Source organism: Chloroflexaceae bacterium, from assembly GCA_025057155.1.
Classification (GTDB): domain Bacteria; phylum Chloroflexota; class Chloroflexia; order Chloroflexales; family Chloroflexaceae; genus JACAEO01.
This window is the reverse complement of record JANWYD010000008.1, coordinates 212,734-229,952: the sequence shown is the minus strand read 5'-3', so window position 1 is coordinate 229,952 and position 17,219 is coordinate 212,734. Positions and strand designations below refer to the sequence as shown.

Below are 17,219 nucleotides of genomic sequence, written 5' to 3'. Positions count from 1 at the left end.
GACTGTCATCTTGCGATGGTATCATACCAGATAGGCGTATGAGCAGCAGTGAGGTTGTGCGCCGTGCGCTTAACGAGGGTTGTATCGCGTTCACCGGAGCAGTCCAACCATGTTCGCGCGAATCTGGGGCACCCGCGGCTCGTATCCCGTGGCCCGGGCCGATGTGTTGCGCTACGGGGGCAACACCACCTGCGTGGAGGTGCGCGCCGAAAACCGCTGCATTATTCTCGACGCTGGCACGGGGATGCGCCTGCTGGGCGAGGCGCTAATGCGGGAACCAGACGCGCCACACCAACTGGACCTGTTGATTACCCACACCCACTGGGATCACATCATTGGCTTTCCGTTCTTCGCCCCCATCTACGCCGCGGGCTGGCAGTTGAACATCTACGGGCTGAACCGCACCCAGGTCACACTGCGGACCACCATCGCCAATGCCCTTGGCGATCCGCTCTTTCCGGTCGGTCTGGAGGATCTGCGCGCCGAGTTGCGCTTCCACGAGATCCACGTGGGCGGCGCGTTCGAGCTTGGCCCCGTGCAGGTGCGCACCGCCCAGGCCAATCACCCTTATCGCGCCCTGGCCTACCGTCTTGAGAGCGATGGGGAGGCGCTGGTGTTCGTTCCCGACACCGGCCCCTTCCACACCGTGCTGTTCGGCGACGAACGCATTGAGTGGACCGGCGCGCCCGGCGCGACCAGCAGGGCCGAGGCGCGCGTCCTGGCCGAGATGCGCGCGCGCGTGATCGAACTGGCGCAGGGGGCTGACTGGCTGCTCTACGACGCGCAGTTTACTGACCAGGAGTATGCCCGTTTTCCCCACTGGGGGCACGGCACCGCCGGCCAGGCTCGCGAGATCGCCGAGGCGGCGGGGGTGCGGGAGTTGCTGCTTTTCCACCACGACCCGTCTCGGAGCGACGCGGAACTTGACGCGATTGTCGCCGCGCAGCAGGCGGCGGCCCGGCCCGGCCTGGCCATAAGCGCGGCGGCGGAAGGGCGCCGGTTGTCGAAAGGGGGAGACCGGTGAAGGCGCAATTCTGGGGCGTGCGCGGCTATGTGCCCACGCCCGGCGCGGCCTTCCTGCGCTACGGCGGCAATACCTGCTGTGTGTCGGTGCGCGGCGCCGGCGGCGAGTTGCTGGCCCTCGACAGCGGCACCGGGTTTTGCCAGCTGGGCGCCGCGCTGCTGGACGCCGGCTTCCGCTACGGGCGCGGCGAGTTGACCGTACTCATCACCCACACCTACTGGGATCATTTCCTTGGACTGCCTTTTCCGGGGATCGTGCACATTCCTGGCAACCGCCTGCGGATCTACGGCCCCGACAGCGCCCGTGGATCGCTGGAAATGATCTATGACAACATGCTTGCCCCGGTCTACTCCCCGGTCTTCGGCCTGGCGCATATCGCCGCCACTCATACCTTCCATCCCGTCTCAGCCGAGCCGTTTCAGGTCGGCGAGTTGACGGTGCGGGCGATGCCGCTGTCGCAACGCGCCTGCTCGCCAATCTGGGCCTACCGGGTGGAGGAGAGCGGGCGGGCGCTGGTCTACATCACCGACGCCCGTTACGCCGACGATGCCATCTGGCGCGAGGCGGCGCACTTCGCGCGCGACGCCGAGGTGCTCATCCACAGCGCGCCCTACCTGCGCGGCGAGATCGCGTGCGATCCCGGTCACAGCCGGGTGGAAGACGCCATCGAACTGGCGCTGGAAGCGGGGGTCCGGCGGCTATATCTCTACCACCATGCGCCGACCCGCACCGACGATGAACTGGACGCGCTGGTGACGCGCTGCCGTGGCGAACTGGCCGTAGGGGGGCGACGACTCGAACTCGAAGCCGCCCGTGAGGGAGTAGTGGTGGAGGTGTAAGGTTATTTCGGATCTGGGATTTGGGATTTGGGATTGCCGTGCTCTCAATGCGACCTGGTGATGATGCGCATGCACTCCATTCAACCGGAACCGGTATAACTAAGGAACGGCGCTACGCTTCCTCGCGCAGGCGCACATAGCTCTCGTAGCGTTCCGGGCTGATGGCGCCTGCTGCAACGGCGGCGCGCACCGCGCAGTCAGGCTCGTGCACGTGGGTGCACCCGGCGAAGAAACAGTTCCCCAGGAAGGGCCGCATCTCGCGGAAGCACCAGTCCAGATCCTCCGGGGACAACTGCCACAGACCGATCTCGCGGATGCCGGGCGTGTCGGCGACGTAGCCGCCGCCGGGAGAGGCGAGGGGGATCAGTTCGGCGACGGTAGTGGTGTGGCGCCCCTTGTTCAACTGGGCGCTTACCGCCCCGGTCGCCAGGTTCAGGCCTGGCTGTACGGCATTCAACAGGCTCGATTTGCCCACTCCCGACTTGCCGGTGACGACGCTGATCTTTCCGTCGAGGAGCGCGCGCACTTCGTCAATGCCCACGCCGCTCACAATCGAGGCGTAGATCACCGGATAGCCAATACGGGCATAGGGGGCAAACAGCGCGCGCGCCCGCTCCAGGCCCACCAGATCGACTTTGGTGGCGACGATCACCGCCTCCAACCCGCTGTGCTCGCAGATCACCAGATAGCGGTCGAGCATGCGCGGGGTGAAAGGCGGCGCATCGCAGGCAAAGACGAGCAGCACCTGGTCCACATTGGCGACCAGCACATCTTCCTTGTAAGCGCCACGGGGGCCTGCAGCACGCCGGGCCAGGCGAGTGCGCCGCGGCAGGACCGCCTCGATGGCCCCCCGCCCCGGAGCAACCAGGCTGATCTCCACCTGATCGCCGATGACCACGATATCGGTCTGCTGGCGCTCCTTCTTCAAGCGGCCCCGCAGGGTGCACTCCACCAGGCCCGTCTCGGTCTGCACGCGGAAGAAGCCGCTCTGGGCGCGGAGCACGATGCCGACCAGGCGTCCGGGGCGGTCGGGCACGGGCGGAGCGCTAACATCCTGCGTTACCACATTCGCCTCGCCCGCGGCTATGCCGGAAATTATCGGACCGTCGCTCCGCCGCTTCGCCTGAGCGGCCTGTGGAGGCGTGGCGATGTGGAGGCGTGGCAACGTAGAGCCGACAGTCGAGCTGATCGGAAACATGGCTGAGAAACTGAAGCGGCTGTGGGCGCTGGTTAGCTGCCCACAGCCGTATGCTCGCGCATCTGGAGCGCTGATTGGCTCCTGAACATGCACCATGTGGGCAAGCCGACTCCTCGGGTGAGAGCGTGGGCGACGCTGCCGGATCGGGCTGCAAAGCGCCCGCCGGCAAGACCGACGCCGGTACTGTTCATAACGGCAAAGGATAGCACGCTGCCAGGGCATTGTCAACCGCAGGCCGCTTGGAGGGTGTAACGAAAAGCTCTGCACTTGCCGCAGCCCACCGGCCCGCCGGGAGCCTGGAAGGCTCCGGCTAGCCTTGCGAAGGCTGCCTCCGTAGCCTGCTGAAGCCGGCGCAGGCCGGCTTCGCAGGACGTTCGCCCGCGGCTTCAGCCGCCGGGCGAAGGGGAACGTGCAGAACTTTTCGTCACACCCCCGCTCAGACTTTCGCCCGAAGCAGTTGTTCAGGCTTACCCCGGCGCACGCAGCGGAGCGTGGGGGCCGGGCTTATTCCAACCCTCCGCGCTCTCTGTGGCGAGTACGGGTCTGGGTAGCTGTGAACCCTATCCGGCCATCCCGACTTGCAGCCTCCCGCGCCGGTGTGCTACAATCGCCTTGCAAAAGAAAGCATCCTGACGCAACCGCGCGCTCCCCTCGCTCCGCGTCCGCCCGACCACGCTGCTGTTGCACTTCTATTCCTCACAGGTAGATCAATCAGGCTTAACGGGTATCTTTTCCGCTGTCACCAGAGGTCACAGGGCTGGTATAATCCGGGAGAGCAAGCTCGTTCCAGAAATCACAAACTACCGCGCCGATGCCCGCTGTTGCCCTGTCTAGTCTGGCTGCCGTCGATGAGTGACAACACCCTTCACGCGACCGAGCAAGAGATCCGCGCCGTCCGTGCTCGTTTGCAAGCCGTCCGTGGCAAGCAGTTCTGGCGTTCGCTTGACGAACTGGCCGATACGCCCGCATTTCAGGAGTTGCTGCGCCGCGAGTTTCCCGCCGGGGCCGCCGAACTGTCAGCCGATCCCGTCACTCGGCGCACTTTCCTCAAGCTGATGGGCGCGTCGCTGGCGCTGGCGGGCCTCTCCGGGTGCACTTTCGCCATCAAACAGCCTCAGGAACTGGTGGCCCCCTTCGCCCGCGCGCCGCACAATCAGGAACCAGGCATTCCCCTCTACTATGCGACGGCCACCAGCTTCGAGGGCTTTGGCCTTGGCGTGGCGGTCAAGAATTACGACGGGCGCCCGATCAAGATCGAGGGCAATCCCAACCATCCCGCCAGTCTGGGCGCCACCGACCTGTTCGCCCAGGCCGAGATCCTCCAGCTCTACGACCCCGACCGGCCCGAGACGGTCCTCAACAGTGGGCGAATCAGCACCTGGGAACAGTTTCTCCTCGCCTTCGGCCAGGTGATGCAGTTGCAGCGGGGCTTGCAGGGTCAGGGCCTGCGCGTGTTGACCTCGACGGTCACCTCTCCGACCCTGGCGGCCCAGCTCGAGGAATTGCTTGCCACTTTCCCCGGCGCGAAGTGGGTGCAGTACGACCCCGTGGGGCGCTCGAACACCTACGAGGGCGCGCGGCTGGCCTTTGGCGAGGTGGTAGAGACGCGCTACCGCCTCGACCGGGCGCGGGTGATTGTCTCCCTCGACAGCGACGTGTTGCAGGACCCGGCGGCGCGGGCGCGGTACGCCCGCGACTGGATCAGCCGCCGGCGCGTGCTCAAGGATACTACCGAGATCAGCCGGCTCTACGCCATCGAGCCGGTATTCTCGAACACAGGCGTGGTCGCTGATCATCGCCTGCGGCTCAAGGCCGGCGCGGTCGGCGCGGCGGCGGCCTACATCGCCGCGTCCCTCGGCGTGCCCAACGCCCCCCGCGTCACGCTGCCTGAGGAGGTGCGCCCGTTCCTCGACGCGCTGATCGCCGACCTGCGGGCGGCCGGCTCCGCAGGGGTGGTGGTGGTCGGCGAGTGGCAGCCGCCGGTAGTGCATGCCCTGGCCCACGCCATCAACGCGGCCCTCGACGCGGTGGGCGTTACCGTGGAGTACACCGACGCAGTGGCGGCCCGCCCCGGCGACCAGATCGCCGCCCTGCGCGACCTGGTGAACGACCTGAATGCCGGCGCGGTCGAGGTGCTGGTAATCATCGACTCTAACCCCGTCTTTACCGCCCCGGCAGACCTGAACTTCGCCGACGCGATGAGCAAGGCGAAATTCAAGGCCGCGCTCAACTACTACAACGACGAAACCGCCGTCCTGGCCGACTGGTTCATTCCCCTGTGTCACACACTGGAGAACTGGAGCGACATTCGCGCCTATGACGGCACGGCGACGATTATTCAGCCGCTGATCCTGCCCCTCTACGGCGCGCGCACCGCCCACGAACTGCTGGCGGTGATGCTTGGCCAGAGCGGCCAGACGCCCTATGACCTGGTGCGCGCCTACTGGCAGCAGCAGAGCGGCCTGGAGGGGACGGAGTTCGACAACTTCTTCCGGGGCAGCCTGAACAACGGCGTGGTACCCGGCACCGCCCTGCCCGCCCGGACCGTCACCCCGCGCGCCGATGTCACCTACAGCCTGCCGCCCGCCAGCGAGGGCCTGGAACTGATCTTCCGCCCCGACCCGGCGATCTGGGATGGCCGCTACGCCAACAACGGCTGGCTCCAGGAACTGCCGCGCCCCATGACCAAGCTCACCTGGGATAACGCGGCCCTGGTCAGCCCCGGCACGGCCATCCGGCTGCTGAACCTGCCCTTCACCCTCGAGGACCTGGCCTCGCCCGACAATGAATCCAGCCAGTGGGCCCTGGAGCGGTTGAGCCGCGCCAACGGCACGTTGATCGAACTGCGCCACCAGGGCCGCGCCCTCACCATGCCGATCTGGATCGTGCCGGGGCACGCCGAGAACACCATCACCGTCACCCTGGGCTACGGCCGCGGCGAAGAGGCCGGTCGCGTGGCGGCCAACACGGGCTTCAACACCTACGCCCTGCGCACCAGCGAGGCGCCCTGGTTCAGTGGCCAGGTGGAGGTGAGCGTGCCCGGCGGGACCTACCCCCTGGTCAGCACGCAGGACCACTGGACGCTCCAGGGGCGCGACATCGTGCGCGCCGGGGAGTTTGAACGTTTCAAGGCCGATCCCAAACACATCTCCCGCGAGGTCTACCTGGAGGAGTACGGCAAGGAGACCCCCGGCCCGGGCACCGAGGGTTACATCAGCCTGCTGCCCGGCAACCTGCCCGGTTTTGATTACTCGGTAGGCAACCAGTGGGGCATGACCATTGACCTGACCGCCTGCATCGGCTGCAATGCCTGCGTGGTCGCCTGTCAGGCCGAAAACAACATTCCCATCGTGGGCAAGAGCGAAGTCGCCCGTGGCCGCGAGATGCACTGGATCCGCATTGACCGCTACTTCGCCGGGGCCAACTTCGACAATCCTGAGACCTACATGATGCCCATGACCTGTCAGCACTGCGAGCAGGCCCCGTGCGAACTGGTCTGCCCGGTGGCCGCCACTGTCCACGATGCCGAGGGCCTCAACAACATGGTCTACAACCGCTGCGTGGGCACCAAGTACTGCTCCAACAACTGCCCCTACAAGGTGCGCCGCTTCAACTTCTTCCAGTACCAGGATCTGGAGACGCCGAGCCTGAAGCTGATGCGCAACCCTGAGGTGACGGTGCGCAACCGGGGCGTGATGGAGAAGTGCAGCTACTGCATCCAGCGCATCGTCGAAGTGCGGACGAAGGCCAAGGTGCAGGGGAACCGCCTGATCGAGGATGGCGAGGTGGTCACCGCCTGCCAGCAGGTCTGCCCGACCCAGGCGATCATCTTCGGCGACATCAACAACCCGGAGAGCAAGGTGACGAAGCTCAAAGCGCAGCCGCACAACTACACGGTGCTCGGCCTGCTTAACACCCTGCCGCGCACGAGTTACCTGGCGCGGATATGGAACCCCAATCCGGCCCTGGCGCCCGAGCATGGCGAAGAGTAATGCCATTTCGGATCGCGGATTTTGGATTGCCGTACAACATAACACCGGGCGATGATGCGCGTGCACGGTATGCAACAGGAACTGGTATAACTGGAAAGCGCAGTCATGGCACAACCTTCTCGCATACGGATCGGCTCGCGTGTGGCGCGGATGGCCTGGTTGCCGCTGTGCCTGCTGCTGGTCGCCTGCCACGTTGACATGTACGACCAGCCTCGCTATCAGCCAAACCAGACCAGCACGTTCTTCAGGGATCAGCGAGCCATGCGCCCCCCGGTCGAGAACACGGTGCCGATGGGCAGCTTCGATCCTGACTCGCCGCTGCTGACCGGCAAGGTTAATGGCGAACTGGCCACCGAACTGCCGATGGAACTGACCGCCGAACTGCTCGAGCACGGGCGCACGCGCTACAACGCCTTCTGCGCGCCTTGCCATGGGCTGACTGGCGACGGCAATGGCGTCATCGCCTACCGCGGCGAGATGCAGGTGCCCAGTCTGCACCAGGAGCGGCTGCGCACAGTGGCAATCGGCTACTTTTTCGACGTGATCACCAACGGCATCAACCGGATGTACAGCTACGCCGCCCGTATCCCGCCCGAGGATCGCTGGGCAGTGGCGGCCTATGTGCGGGCGCTGCAGTTGAGCCAGTACGCCGATGTCAACGACCTGACCACCGAAGAACGGCAACAGTTGGGGGTGCGGTAGAGCAAGGGCCTTCAGAGTCGCTCGCATCCAGGTACGTCGCCGCCAATCGGCAATCCAGAATCGCAAATCCAACATCCGCAATCTAGAGAGTTAGCCCATGTCTGCACAGATCTTCCCGCGCAACGCCAACGCGGTCGTCTGGGTGAGCATCATCGGCCTGGTGGCGCTGATTGGCGCCACCGTGGCCGCTATGGTCGGGCTGTACCTCTCACCCTGGTACACGGACGTGGGCGTGCCCAAGGCTCAGCCGGTGCCGTTCAGCCACAAGCACCACGTGGACCAGTTGAAGATTGATTGTCGCTACTGCCACGCGACGGTCGAGCGCGCCGCTCACGCCGGATTCCCCTCGACGGACACCTGTATGTCCTGCCACTCGCAGGTGTGGACGAACAGCCCTCTGCTCCAGCCGGTACGCGACAGCTACCGCACGGGTGACCCTATTCTCTGGCGGCGGATCTACGACCTGCCCGATTTTGTCTACTTCAACCACAGCGTCCACGTCGCCAAGGGCATTGGCTGCGCCTCCTGTCACGGGCGTATTGATCAGCAGCACCTGGCCGCCAAGGCCCAGCCGCTGTACATGGGCTGGTGCCTGGGCTGCCACCGCAACCCCGAGGATAACGTGCGCCCGCGCGATGAGGTTTTCAACATGGCCTTCGATCCGCTCTCGCTGCCCCTGGCGGAGCGGTTGCAACTCGTGGAAGCGTACCAGATACCGACCGACGGACGCCTGACGAACTGTTATGTCTGTCATCGCTAATGCAGACCCGGGCAACTTCGTAGGGAAAGCTCGGAAAGGCCCGACCTCTGCGAAAGACTTTGTCCAAAATGTCGTAGACTAAATCCCAAGATCGAAAATCCGCAATCCAAAATCGCATTAGAGGGACACACCGATGGCTCATCACGGTCACGAAGCAACGCCGGGCGCCGCCGCCGAGAGCGTGGCGGCAGGCTATGAACTGGCGGACATTCGCTCCTTGCGCCCGATCTGGATCTTTGTCATTGGCGTCTTCGGGTTGCTTATCTTCGCGTACCTGGTGGGCGTGGTCCTGGTCACCATTCCGGGCGCGCAGGTGCGCGACACCAGCCAGGCAGTGGACGTAAATTCGCCGCAGGTTCCGCCGGGACCGCGGATCGAGGCCGATCCCACCGTGGACGGCGAGCGGATCGTGCGCGAGGCGACCGAGCGCCTGGAGTCCTACGGCTGGGTTAACCAGCGCCAGGGCATCGCCCACGTGCCGATCGAGCGGGCCATGGAACTGTTGCTGGAAAAGGGCGTGCGTCCCTTTGAGGAATAATACCAATCCCTGTTGGATCGACCACATACGGATCATCATCAGGTCTCATTGGGACGAACTGTATCGCAATTCAAAATCCAAAATCCGAAATGGTATACGCCATGTCATTCGCACGCTGGCTGGCCGGCATTCTGTTCATAGTCCTTATGACGGCGCCGGGAACGGCGGGCGCGCAGAGCGGACCGGATCCACTGGCGAACGTCTCCTTCGAGCAACGGCTCGGCGCGCAGATCCCGCTGGATCTGCCCTTCGTAGACGAAGAGGGCCGCGCAGTGCGCCTGGGCGACTACTTCGGCGCGCAACCGGTGGTGCTTACCCTGGGCTACTACGAATGCCCGATGCTCTGCTCGCTGGTGCGCAACGGTCTGGTCGAAGCCCTGAACAAGGTGCCGCTCACGGTGGGAAGCGACTTCCAGGTGGTTAACGTGAGCATTGACCCCCGCGAGACGCCGATGAACGCGGCCAACACTCGCGCGGCGGTGGTCTCGCGCTACAACCGGCCCGAAGGCAAGGCCGGCTGGCACTTCCTCACCGGCCCGCAGGACAGCATCACCGGCCTGGCCGAGGCGGTGGGCTTCACGTACTTCTACGACGAACGGATTGACCAGTATGCCCACGCTGCGGGCATCCTGGTGCTCACGCCCGAGGGGCGCCTGGCGCGCTACTTCTACGGTATCGAGTTCAATCCCAGCGATGTGCGCCTGGGGATCGTCGAGGCTTCGGGCAATAAGATCGGCACGCCGGTTGACCAGTTGCTCCTGCTGTGCTACCAGTTCGACCCGGCCACCGGCACGTATACCGGCCTGGTGCTGACCCTGGTGCGGGTGGGAGGCGTCCTTACGGTCATTATTCTGCTGGCGTCATTGTACCTGCTGAGTCGCGGTTCGGGCCGTCCTGGCGCGCCAGGAGCGCCCCCTGGGCCCGTGGCTGCTTCGGGGTAAGACCCATTGACGGGATGGCGGGCGCCTTGAGCCCCGGATAGGATGCTGTATGCGCAACTTTCCTCTGTTCCCCGATCAGGCATCAACCTTTGCCGGCCAGCTTGACACCCTCTACGTGGTGCTGATCGGCCTGAGCCTGATCTTCGGCGGCGTCCTGCCCTTCGTTATTCTTTTTCTCATGGTGCGCTACCATCGCAGCAATAAGGCAGTGGACCGCCTCAACCAGGTCCATTCCAACCTGATCCTCGAACTGACCTGGTCGGGCATACCGCTGCTGCTGGTGATGGGCGTGTTCTTCTGGGGCGCCTTCCTGTACGTGCACATGCGCACCCCGCCGAAACAGACGCTTGAGGTGTATGTGATCGGCAAGCAGTGGATGTGGCACGTACAGCATCCCAACGGCAAGCGAGAGAACAACGAGTTGCACGTGCCGATCAACCGTCCGGTGCGGCTGATCATGACTTCGCAGGACGTAATCCACAGCTTCTACATTCCCGCCTTTCGGGTGAAGCAGGACGTGCTGCCGGGGCGCTACACCTCGATGTGGTTCGAGGCCACCCAGCCGGGCGAGTATCACCTCTTTTGCGCCGAGTACTGCGGCACCGAGCATTCGCTAATGGTGGGCCGGGTAGTGGCCCTCACCCTTGCCGACTACGAGCGCTGGCTGGTGACGCCGGGCGAGGTCATCCTGCCCGACGGCAGCAGCGGCGCGGCGACCGCGCCGCCGGTGCTGGTTCCCGCCCAGGGTGACCCGATGGCGCTGGTCGGCGAGCAACTCTTCACCAACCTCGGCTGCGCCGGGTGCCACCGTATGGACGGGGCGGGGATTGGCCCCGGCCTCCAGGGATTGTACGGTTCCCAGCAGCGCATGAGCGATGGCACAGTGGTCACTGCCGACGAGAACTACCTGCGGACGGCGATCCTCAACCCCGGCGCGCAGATCGTTGCCAGCTACCAGAATGTGATGCCTTCGTATGCCGGCCAACTGAGCGAAGATCAGATCAACCAGTTGATCGCCTACATCAAGTCGTTGTCGAACGGCGGGACGGGCGCGATGAGCCGCGGCGCCGGCGATACAACTTCCGGCACGAGCGGCGCGGCGTCTCCACCCTTCGACGCGGCCCTGGCGGCGCAGGGAAAGCAGCTGTTTACCAACCTGGGCTGCGCCGGCTGCCATCGCAGCGACGGCGCGGGGATCGGCCCGGCGCTGGAAGGGTTGTACAATACCCAGCAGCGCATGGCCGACGGCAGCGTCGTCACCGCCGACGAGGCGTACCTGATCGAGTCGATCCGCAACGCGCCAGCGAAAGTGGTCGAAGGCTACCAGCCGGTGATGCCGGTCTACGGCAACCAGCTCAGCGACGACCAGGTGCGGCAACTGGTCGAATACATCAAATCACTAGGGGACTGAAGCCATGGCGACGACGGCCTTTCCGCAGCGCGGCTACCTGCACGACGACACCCCGGACCTGGGGGCGTGGATCAGGTCGTGGCTGTTTACGGTTGATCATAAACGCATTGCTATTCTGTACCTGCTCGCTATCAACTTCTTCTTTCTGCTGGGCGGGTTGGCGGCCACCTTTGTGCGCCTCGAGCTGATCACCCCCCAGGGCGACCTGATGTCGTCGGACGTGTACAACCGCATGTTCACGCTCCACGGCGTGATCATGATCTTCTTCTTTCTCATCCCGGCCATCCCGGCAGTGCTGGGGAACTTCCTCCTGCCGCTGATGCTCGGCGCGCGCGACCTGGCCTTTCCCCGGCTGAACCTGCTGAGCTGGTACCTGTACATGTTCGGCGGCATCTTCGCCCTCAGCGCGGCGGTGCTAGGCGGCGTGGATACCGGCTGGACGTTCTACACCCCCTTCAGTTCCACCTACTCGAACTCGAACGTCATCCTGACGATCACCGGCGCCTTCATTATGGGTTTTTCATCCATCGCCACAGCGGTGAACTTCATCGCTACCACCCACAAGATGCGCGCGCCGGGGTTGACCTGGTTCCGGCTGCCGTTGTTCGTCTGGGCGATGTACGCCACCAGTCTGGTGATCGTGCTGGCCACGCCGGTAGTGGGCATTGCCCTGCTGCTGGTGGCCATCGAGCGCCTGTGGGGAGTAGGGATCTTCGACCCGGCCCTGGGCGGAGATCCGCTGCTCTTCCAGCATCTCTTCTGGTTCTACTCCCACCCGGCGGTGTACATCATGATCCTGCCGGCCTTCGGGGTGATCTCCGAACTGATCTCGACCTTCTCGCGCAAGCGCATCTTCGGCTACGAGTTTATCGCCTTCTCTAGCATGGCCATCGCCATCCTGGGCTTCCTGGTCTGGGGGCACCACATGTTCGTGAGCAGCCAGTCGGTGTACTCCAGCCTGGTCTTCTCCTTCATTACCATGCTGATCGCCATTCCGTCGGCGATCAAGGTATTCAACTGGACGGCGACGCTCTACAAAGGCTCGATCAGCTACCGCACGCCGATGCTCTACGCTCTGGGCTTCATCGGCCTGTTCGTGCTCGGCGGGCTGACAGGGATCTTCCTCGGCGTGGTGGCGATTGACATTCACGTGACCGACACCTACTTCGTGGTGGCTCACTTCCATTACGTGATGGTCGGCGGCACGATCATGGCCTACCTGGGCGGCATCCATTACTGGTGGCCGAAGATGACCGGCAGGATGTACAATGAAATCTGGGGCGGCATCTCGGCGCTGATCATCTTCGTTGGCTTCAACATGACCTTCTTCCCCCAGTTCGTGCTGGGCTACCTGGGCATGCCGCGCCGGTACCATGTGTACCCTGAGGAGTTCCAGATCCTGCATGTGCTCTCGTCCGCCGGGGCCACGGTGCTGGCAGTAGGGTTCGTGATTCCGATCATCTATCTGCTGCTCTCATTGAAGACCGGGCGGATCGCCGGCAACAATCCCTGGGACGCGACGGGCCTGGAGTGGAAGACCACCTCGCCGCCGCCGACCCACAACTTCGAGGCCATTCCTATCGTAACGACCGAAGCCTACGCCTATCCGCCCGAGGCCGCCGCCCGCGACGCGGCTGAGTGGCGGCCGGGAAGCCCGTTGTAAACAGCGGTGCACAGCCACGAGTAGAGGAGCGCACCTTGGCGACGACACCAACCGCGAAACCGGCGCCGGTCCATGAGCATGGCCACGAGGCTCATGGGCGCGAACTTCTGCACCACTTCGAGAGCGCACAACAGCAGAAGGAGACGGCCACCCTGGGGATGTGGGTCTTCCTGGTGACCGAAATCATGCTGTTCGGCGGGATCTTTATGGCGTATATCGTCTACCGCTGGGCCTTTCCCGATGTGTGGGCCGAGGCGGCGCACCATCTCAACACCCCTCTCGGCGCGGTGAACACGGTGGTGCTGCTGGTCAGTTCGCTGACGGTGGCCCTGGCGGTAAACGCGGCCGAGGAGGGCGACCGGCGGCGCCTGCTGACGATGCTGGGGATCACCCTCCTGCTGGGAGCGACCTTCCTGGTGATCAAGGGCTACGAGTACGGCGAGAAGTTCGCCCACTGCGCCGGGGCGGCCAATCCGGTCGCCTGGGTGACCGGCGGCGCGCGGCTCGAAGAAAAGGAATGTCTGGTGCCCGGACGCAGCTTCATCTTCCCCGAGGCCCACGGCGCCGAGGGCGGCAAGGGCGCTGCAGCCACCCACGGGGCCGAGGCGGGCCACGGGCAGCCCCAGGCTGGCCCTGGCTCGCCCTATCAGTTGTTCTACTTCCTCTACTTCGTCGCCACCGGTCTGCACGCCGTACACATGGTCATCGGGCTGACGATTGTCTCGGTGCTGACTTTTATCTCCTGGCGCGGGGTGATTACGCCAACCTATTTTACTCCCATTGAGGTCGGGGGCCTCTACTGGCACCTGATTGACATTATCTGGGTGTTTCTCTTCCCATTGTTTTATCTGGTGCACTGATGGCAAAGACAAGCACAACTGCCAGCCACGGCCCCCAGGGCGACGGCGTCCACCCGGAGCATGTCCGGCATACCCACATCAGCCGCGGGACGTACTACAAGGTGTTCGGCGCGCTGATGGCGTTGATGGCGCTCACGGTAGGGGCCTGGTGGATCGAGGGGTTCATCGCCCTGCCGCGCCTGCTTGGCGTGGCGATCGCTATGGCCATCGCCATCGCCAAGACAACGCTGATTGTCCTCTACTTTATGCACGTAAAGGTCAGCGAGCGGGCCACGCAGGCCTATGCCGCGGCGGCGTTTATAGGCTTCGCGATTATGGTGATTATTACCATGGTGGATTATTTTGCGCGGGGTTGGCCCCCGCCCCCCGGACCGCTGCCGTGAGATGGGCGGCAAAGGAAGAATTGCGCCGCATCGCCCTGCACCAGGAGGAGCCGTTCTACTGAAACACTGCCAGGATGTCCGCCAGGCGCATGGCGGCGAGGGAGGGCAGGGTCAGATCGGCGGGCGGCAGGGGCAACTGGCGCGTTACCGCGCCCGGTACGGCCACCACCGGGCAACCCGCAGCGCGAGCGGCTAGAATGCCGTTGGCCGAGTCTTCGAGCACCAGACAGGCTTCCGGCGGCAACTTCAGCCCCGCGGCGGCGGAGAGAAACAGCTCCGGGTCGGGCTTGGTGCGCGTCACGTCGTCGGCGGTGCGGATGCAGGCGAAGCGCCGGGCGATCCCCAGCCGCTCCAGCCAGCCCCCGACCCAGCGATAGTCGCTGCTGGAAGCCACCGCACACGGCAATCCCAGCGCCTCGGCCTCGTCGAGCACCTCGATGACGCCGGGCAACAGGCCCTGAGCAGCCCCCATGGCGTCCTTGAGAGCCCGCCGGCGCGCGCGGATGGCGGCGCTCTCGGCGCGCAGCGCGGCGGCGCGGGCAGGGTCGGCGGCCCCGACCAGACCAATCAGGTGCTCGAGGGCGTCGAAACCGTGGCGCGTGCCCAGCGTCGCCGACCACTCCTGCAATCCCAGATCGAACCCGTATTCGGCATATATGCGCCGCCAGCTCTCCAGCGCCGGAGTTTCGGTGTCAACGATCAGTCCATCAAAATCGAAGATCAGGGCGCGTATCATACCAGTGCTGCCAGTTCACGTTGGCCAGGGGGAGGCGATCCTTCCCACAGTCGTCCAGGTCAGTAAGGCCGAAGCACCGGCTGCGCCAATACTTCGGCCCAACGAGCGTAACCCGGCCTCCCCGCGCCCCTCCCCGACCCGCAATCTACCATGATGTTGCTTCTACTGCCTCCACGAACTGCACCGCCCCGTCACGCAGATGGACGATGCGGTCGGCATAGCGAGCCACGCTCATATCGTGGGTGACGAGAAGCAGGGTCAGGCCCTCGTCGCGTACCAGGCTCCGTAGGAGGGCCATAATCTCGCCGCCGGTGCGGCTGTCGAGGTTGCCGGTGGGTTCATCGGCCAGGATCAGCCGCGGGTGGTTGGCCAGAGCGCGGGCGATGGCGACCCGTTGTTGCTCACCGCCGCTTAACTCGGCGGGCCGGTGGTTGGCGCGGTGGCCGAGGCCGAGTTGCTCCAGCAGGGCCATCGCCCGCGCCCGCCGGCGTTCGGGCGACACACCGGCAAGCATCAGCGGGACGGCAACGTTCTCCCAGGCGGTCTTGACGGGCAGCAGGTTGAAACTCTGGAACACGAAGCCGAGCGTATCGCGACGGTAGCGTACCAGTTCCTGATCGCTGCTGCGGCCCAGCTCGATCCCGTTGACCCAGATCTCGCCGCCAGTGGGGCGTACCAGACCGCCGATCAGGTGCAGCAGGGTGCTCTTGCCGCTGCCGCTGGGGCCAACCAGGGCCACGAACTCGCCGGGGGCCACCTGGAGATCCACGCCCCGCAGCGCGTCAACGTAGGTTTTGCCCATCTGGTAGCGGCGGGCAAGAGCAATGGCGCGGATGAGGGTCGCGGTCATAGGTCGGCGATGCTGGATTGCCCTAGCGCAGGCTCTCGGCAATCTTCAGCGCCTCATCGGGGCCGACGGCCCCGGCGACGACGTAGCGCAGACCACCTTCTTCCCAGCGCAGCAGGCTGCCCCGGCCGTCGGCGCCGACGATCAGGGCGCCGGACACGCCACGCACCGTCACGGCGCGCATCTGGCTACCGGCGGGCGGCGCCTGGTCGCGGCCGATCTCCTCGCTGCTCTGCACCACGCTCACACTGCCGCCAGCGCCGGCGTAGTTGAGGATCACGGCATCGGGGCCGACGAGACGCACCTCGACCAGCGCCATCCCGGCGGGCAGGTAGCCCGGCTCGCGCAGGGGGAAGCTGACCGCGGCGCGGGCCTCGTCGAGCGAAGCGACGCTGGACTTCGCCCGCGCGGCCAGATCCTCGGCGCGCACCACAGTAGCGCCGGGGGGCGGGGTGAAGCGGAACAGGTCGGCGCTCAGGCCGGTGTTGGTTTCGAGGCGCAGGGCCTCGATGCTGCCGCGCCCGAAGTCGCTGGCGTCGAAAGTGGCCTTGAGTGGCAGCGCCAGTTCCGCATCCACCCACATAAAGCCTTCAACCAGGCCATCGAGACCAAGCTGCTCGCGCGTGGCCGGCCGGGGAGTGACCTTGACCTTCCAGGTGTTCTTGCCGGCCACCACTTCGGCGCCGAGCACCTCAAGTTGCACCGCGTCAAGCCCCTGGGCGATCAGGTCCTGGAGCATCGTCGCAGGACCGGCGGGCGCGGCAGCGGCCTCGCGCATCTGGCTGGCAGCGCCGGTGATCACGGTGTTCTCGGCGGGGTTGTAGAGCCAGAAGGTCTCGCCGTCACTGACCATAAGCGAACCGACCAGTCCGGCCTCACTGGCCTCGCGCACCTCCGTCCGCGCGCGATAGACAGGCTTACCGGCAGCATCGTTCGCACCGGTCTTCTGCATCCAGCTATCCACCACCATCCGGCCGGAGCGGTCGGGGGTGGTGAGATCGAAGACCACCGTGGCGCGGGCATCGTCGGTAGCGGCGCGGGCCGCCTCCATGCGCTCAACAATCTCCTCCGCTGTGGGCAAACGTTGCCCGCAGGCGGCGAGCAGCAGCGCGCTGAGGAGCCCGATCAGCAGCAGTAGTGAACGTCGCATCGTGTTCCTGCCGTTCCAGGTTATGCGTGTAGAGTTGGCAAACAAGAAAGCCTGGCATCTTTATCATCACACAGTTTACTGTACCACGTTTCGGGCGACGAGATCCAGTCATTGGGTTGAGCGGGATGTCGCAAAGTCTCCGAGGCTTGCCTCACCCCCCCGCCGGAGGCGGACG

Annotated in this window: 15 protein-coding genes; 11 read left to right on the top strand and 4 right to left on the bottom strand. The window is 65.0% G+C overall.

The genetic code is table 11. The features are described 5' to 3' along the window. Nucleotides 1-109: 109 nt before the first annotated feature. A complete protein-coding gene (locus tag NZU74_09310) occupies nt 110-1,024 on the top strand; it encodes an MBL fold metallo-hydrolase (GenBank protein ID MCS6881519.1) in 915 nt (304 codons plus the stop codon). Then, nucleotides 1,021-1,863, top strand: a complete 843-nt coding sequence (locus NZU74_09305) for an MBL fold metallo-hydrolase (GenBank protein ID MCS6881518.1) — start codon at nt 1,021-1,023, stop codon at nt 1,861-1,863. The genes NZU74_09310 and NZU74_09305 overlap by 4 nt, the downstream gene beginning before the upstream one ends. Before the next feature lie 112 nt (nt 1,864-1,975). On the opposite strand, the gene rsgA is transcribed toward NZU74_09305, so the two are convergent. Then, complete coding sequence (rsgA, locus tag NZU74_09300; protein ID MCS6881517.1) at nt 1,976-3,157, bottom strand: ribosome small subunit-dependent GTPase A; 1,182 nt, start codon at nt 3,155-3,157, stop codon at nt 1,976-1,978. A gap of 752 nt (nt 3,158-3,909) precedes the next feature. Between rsgA and NZU74_09295 the strand changes: the two genes are divergently transcribed. The 9 genes from NZU74_09295 (at nt 3,910) to NZU74_09255 (ending at nt 14,311) form a co-directional block, all read left to right on the top strand. After that, a complete protein-coding gene (locus NZU74_09295) occupies nt 3,910-7,053 on the top strand; it encodes a TAT-variant-translocated molybdopterin oxidoreductase (GenBank protein ID MCS6881516.1) in 3,144 nt (1,047 codons plus the stop codon). A gap of 105 nt (nt 7,054-7,158) precedes the next feature. Next, entirely contained in the window at nt 7,159-7,755 is a 597-nt protein-coding gene (locus NZU74_09290) for a cytochrome c (GenBank protein MCS6881515.1), read from the top strand. A 97-nt stretch (nt 7,756-7,852) separates the two neighbouring features. Beyond that, a complete protein-coding gene (locus NZU74_09285; GenBank protein ID MCS6881514.1) occupies nt 7,853-8,515 on the top strand; it encodes a cytochrome c family protein in 663 nt (220 codons plus the stop codon). A gap of 133 nt (nt 8,516-8,648) precedes the next feature. Then, a complete protein-coding gene (locus tag NZU74_09280) occupies nt 8,649-9,053 on the top strand; it encodes a hypothetical protein (protein ID MCS6881513.1) in 405 nt (134 codons plus the stop codon). A gap of 101 nt (nt 9,054-9,154) precedes the next feature. After that, nucleotides 9,155-9,994, top strand: a complete 840-nt coding sequence (locus NZU74_09275) for an SCO family protein (protein ID MCS6881512.1) — start codon at nt 9,155-9,157, stop codon at nt 9,992-9,994. 49 nt (nt 9,995-10,043) lie between these two features. Beyond that, nucleotides 10,044-11,405, top strand: coding sequence for a cytochrome c oxidase subunit II (gene coxB / locus NZU74_09270; GenBank protein ID MCS6881511.1), 1,362 nt, complete (start codon nt 10,044-10,046; stop codon nt 11,403-11,405). Nucleotides 11,406-11,409: 4 nt separating this feature from the next. After that, nucleotides 11,410-13,068: a cytochrome c oxidase subunit I gene (ctaD, locus tag NZU74_09265; protein ID MCS6881510.1), complete on the top strand. Its 1,659-nt coding sequence runs from the start codon at nt 11,410-11,412 to the stop codon at nt 13,066-13,068. Nucleotides 13,069-13,103: 35 nt separating this feature from the next. Further along, the gene (locus tag NZU74_09260; GenBank protein MCS6881509.1) at nt 13,104-13,928 is read left to right on the top strand and encodes a cytochrome c oxidase subunit 3; all 825 of its coding nucleotides are present in this window, start codon (nt 13,104-13,106) and stop codon (nt 13,926-13,928) included. Then, nucleotides 13,928-14,311, top strand: coding sequence for a cytochrome C oxidase subunit IV family protein (locus NZU74_09255; GenBank protein MCS6881508.1), 384 nt, complete (start codon nt 13,928-13,930; stop codon nt 14,309-14,311). The genes NZU74_09260 and NZU74_09255 overlap by 1 nt, the downstream gene beginning before the upstream one ends. Before the next feature lie 55 nt (nt 14,312-14,366). Here the strand turns inward: NZU74_09255 and NZU74_09250 are convergent, their stop codons facing one another. The 3 genes from NZU74_09250 to NZU74_09240 all read right to left on the bottom strand — a co-directional run bounded on the left by NZU74_09250 (nt 14,367) and on the right by NZU74_09240 (nt 17,044). Continuing rightward, nucleotides 14,367-15,047 carry an HAD family hydrolase gene (locus tag NZU74_09250; GenBank protein ID MCS6881507.1) on the bottom strand — a complete coding sequence of 227 codons (681 nt, stop codon included), beginning with the start codon at nt 15,045-15,047 and terminating at the stop codon, nt 14,367-14,369. Between the two features lie 145 nt (nt 15,048-15,192). After that, nucleotides 15,193-15,897, bottom strand: a complete 705-nt coding sequence (locus tag NZU74_09245; GenBank protein MCS6881506.1) for an ABC transporter ATP-binding protein — start codon at nt 15,895-15,897, stop codon at nt 15,193-15,195. A gap of 22 nt (nt 15,898-15,919) precedes the next feature. Further along, the gene (locus NZU74_09240) at nt 15,920-17,044 is read right to left on the bottom strand and encodes a DUF4367 domain-containing protein (GenBank protein MCS6881505.1); all 1,125 of its coding nucleotides are present in this window, start codon (nt 17,042-17,044) and stop codon (nt 15,920-15,922) included. Nucleotides 17,045-17,219 lie beyond the last annotated feature (175 nt).